1 protein-coding gene is annotated in these 2,093 nt (G+C 65.8%); it reads left to right on the top strand.

Going from position 1 to position 2,093, the window contains the following annotated elements; all coding sequences use genetic code 11:
* The first annotated feature begins 611 nt into the window (after positions 1–611).
* Positions 612–2,081, top strand: a complete 1,470-nt coding sequence (gene ltrA, locus ABZS71_RS35535) for a group II intron reverse transcriptase/maturase (RefSeq protein WP_355860925.1) — start codon at positions 612–614, stop codon at positions 2,079–2,081.
* The last annotated feature ends 12 nt before the right edge of the window (positions 2,082–2,093 follow it).

Below are 2,093 nucleotides of genomic sequence, written 5' to 3'. Positions count from 1 at the left end.
GCATGGCTCGTCTTCGAGTTGCGCCGTGAGGCGCTGTGATTCGTGTGGAGGTGAAAGACCTTCACCGCCGACCTGTCGTAGCAGGGAGGTGGAGCTGAGGGCAGTCTGATCCGGGTGATGCCGGGGAGGGCGGGAGCGGCCCTGACAAAGCCGGGACGTGCCAGTACTGCCAGATGGTGCGGGTTCGGCGAGCGGGATGGAGAGGAGTACGCGAGGAACCGGCGTCTTTACGTCTCTTAACGACTACACCGGCTCGAAACCTGGTGGATCTGGGCCGGAGGCGGTGCGCACTCGCTGTCTGGTGGCGGCGGGGAACTCCTTGTCCGGTATTTCGAAGCCGTTCGGGAGGCCACGAGGAAGGTCTGCGGCGTACTCGTGGCGATGCCGCAGGGACACAGTCGGGCTCCTACTCCAACGAGCGAATCGCAGTGAACACGGGAACCGCCCGTTCTCAACTCCCCTGTCGTGCACGGCCAGTGCCCGATTGGGGATAGGTGCATCGACCGCCGAATGGTCCGGGTGGGGCGGAGCCGCCGTAGTACTCCGAGCCGGGGAGAGCCCGTGCACATGGGGAAGGGCGGCAGCGGTATCGAGGAGGGAAGGAGGCTGCAATGCCGAAAGACGCACCGCTGAACAGCGGTGCCCTGTCGGAGGTGGACCCGGTGGGTCCGCGCCAGCGGGTATCGGAGATGCAGGCCAAGCTTCACCGTTGGGCGGCGGCCGACCCCGGCCGCCGGTTCGATGATCTGTTCAACCTCGTGCACGACCCGGCGACGTTGATCGTGGCGTTCGACCGGGTCGCCGGCAACCGGGGAGCCCGCACTCCTGGCGTGGACGGCCTGACGGCCGCCGACGTCGAGGAGCGATTCGGGGTCCCCGGATTCCTGGACGACCTACGGGCCCAGCTCAGGCAGGGCTCGTTCCGGCCGCTACCCGTGCGGGAACGCAAGATCCCCAAGCCGGGTGGGTCGGGAAAGGTTCGGCGGCTGGGCATTCCAGTGATCGCCGACCGGGTCGTCCAGGCCGCGCTGAAGCTGGTGCTGGAGCCGATCTTCGAGGCCGACTTCAAGCCGGTCTCCTACGGGTTCCGGCCCAAGCGGCGTGCTCAGGACGCGATTGCTGAGATCCACTTCTACGGCACCCATGAATATCGGTGGGTGCTGGACGCGGACATCGCGGCGTGTTTCGACGAGATCGACCACGCCGCGCTGATGGACCGTGTCCGGATGAGGATCAAGGACAAACGGGTACTGGCGCTGGTGAAGGGATTCCTGAAGTCCGGCCTCCTCACGGAGCTCGGAGAGCGTCAGGAGACCTTCACCGGCACACCGCAAGGGGGCATCATCTCCCCTCTCCTGGCGAACATAGCCCTGTCGGCGCTCGATGAGCACCTGCATCGGGCATGGGAACCGGACGGGGAACTGTCCACCAGCGGTCGGCGCGAACGGCGTGGCGCCAAGGGCCTGCCCTCGTGGCGGCTGGTCCGCTACGCGGACGACTTCGTCGTCCTGGTCAAAGGGACCAGGCAGGACACCGAGGCACTGCGCGAGGAGGTCGCCCAGGTCCTCGCACCAATGGGGTTGCGGCTCTCGGAAGCCAAGACCCAACTGGTGTACCTGAGCGAGGGGTTCGACTTCCTGGGGTTTCACATCCAGTGGCGCCGCAAACGCGGGACGGACAAGTGGTACGTCTACACCTTCATCGCCGACCGGCCTTTGCGGTCGGTGAAAGCGAAGATACGTACCCTCACCCACAGAACGTCGCAGCAGGACCTGGCCGTGGTCCTGGTGAACCTGAACCAGGTCACACACGGATGGGCCAACTATTTCAGGCATGCCGTCGCGAAGCGCACCTTCAGCAACCTGGACAACTTCGTCTGGTGGCGAGTCATCCGGCTGCTGCAAGAGCGGCATCACTGGAACTGGTCGGACGTTCGCAGACGGCTCACCACCCCCACCGGGCGGTGGCTGCCGATCAGCGCGGGCGAGATCGAGTTGCGGAAGATCAGCGCGATCCCGGTCACCCGGTATCGCTACCGCGGCAACACGATTCCCAACCCCTGGGCCACTGCAACCACCTGACGGCAGAGACCG

This window comes from Streptomyces sp. NPDC005393 (genome assembly GCF_040606675.1).
Classification (GTDB): Bacteria; Actinomycetota; Actinomycetes; order Streptomycetales; family Streptomycetaceae; genus Streptomyces.
This window is presented reverse-complemented; position numbering and strand designations above follow the sequence as displayed.

What these genes read in the sequence shown, in the direction of transcription:
- ltrA (WP_355860925.1), top strand. Translation starts at nt 612, where the DNA reads ATGCCGAAAGACGCACCGCTGAACAGCGGTGCCCTGTCGGAGGTGGAC.